This is a genomic window from Streptomyces katrae, assembly GCF_000717655.1.
Taxonomy (GTDB): Bacteria; Actinomycetota; Actinomycetes; order Streptomycetales; family Streptomycetaceae; genus Streptomyces; species Streptomyces katrae_B.
This window is the reverse complement of the sequence record NZ_JNZY01000137.1, coordinates 1-226: the sequence shown is the minus strand read 5'-3', so window position 1 is coordinate 226 and position 226 is coordinate 1. Positions and strand designations below refer to the sequence as shown.

The window sequence follows — 226 nt, the reverse complement described above, 5'->3', positions numbered from 1 at the left end:
GCCTGGGCCCTGGGCGTGAAACCCGTCATCGCCCGACGCGGCGTCCCACACGGCTCCGGCCTCGGCACCGAACGCTGGGTTGTCGAGCGGGCCTTCGCCCACCTCCACTGGTTCCGCCGACTGCGGATCCGCTGGGAAGTCCGCGACGACATCCACGAAGCCTTCCTCAGCCTCGCTTGCTCACTCATCTGCTGGCGACGCCTGAAGTCATTCCGATAGCAGTTCT

At 66.8% G+C, this 226-nt stretch carries 1 protein-coding gene; it reads left to right on the top strand.

The genetic code is table 11. From position 1 onward, the window contains the following. Positions 1–219 (top strand): transposase (locus IF09_RS46675; protein WP_030304496.1); only part of this gene is annotated, 219 nt, incomplete at its 5' end. Between the last annotated feature and the right edge of the window lie 7 nt (positions 220–226).